This is a genomic window from Pseudomonas tremae (assembly GCF_001401155.1).
GTDB lineage: Bacteria > Pseudomonadota > Gammaproteobacteria > Pseudomonadales > Pseudomonadaceae > Aquipseudomonas > Aquipseudomonas tremae.
The window spans coordinates 1-412 of record NZ_LJRO01000056.1 but is presented as its reverse complement, the minus strand read 5'-3'; the positions used below and the strand labels follow the sequence as shown (position 1 = coordinate 412).

At 58.5% G+C, this 412-nt stretch carries 1 pseudogene; it reads left to right on the top strand.

The window, feature by feature from the left end:
* Positions 1-173: 173 nt before the first annotated feature.
* Positions 174-412: pseudogene (locus tag ALO43_RS03840) on the top strand (iron-containing alcohol dehydrogenase); the annotation flags it as partial.

Below are 412 nucleotides of genomic sequence, written 5' to 3'. Positions count from 1 at the left end.
GCTGCGCGATGCCTTCGCGCTGGGCACCATGCCGGTGGTGCTGAAAACCGCAACGCAACTGCTCAATGTCCCGGTCGGCCCGTGCCGTGCGCCCGTGCAGCCGCTCGATGCCGCCGCACTGGAAAAACTCCAGAACCTGCTGGCCGTCTACCGCCAAGCCTGAGGTAATCGCGATGTCTGCTACCTACCACTTCCAGACTGTGAAACATGTGCTCCACGGTCCCGGCAGCCTCGACCTGCTAAGCGAAAAACTGCCGCTGCTCGATGTGCCGGTCAAAAGCGTAATTCTGATTACTCAGAACGCCATGCATAACCTGGGGGTTACCCAGCGCGTCACCGAGCAACTCAGTGCGCAGAATATCCGTGTGCACATGCTTGATAACGTCGAAATCGAACCGACTCTGGAGAATAT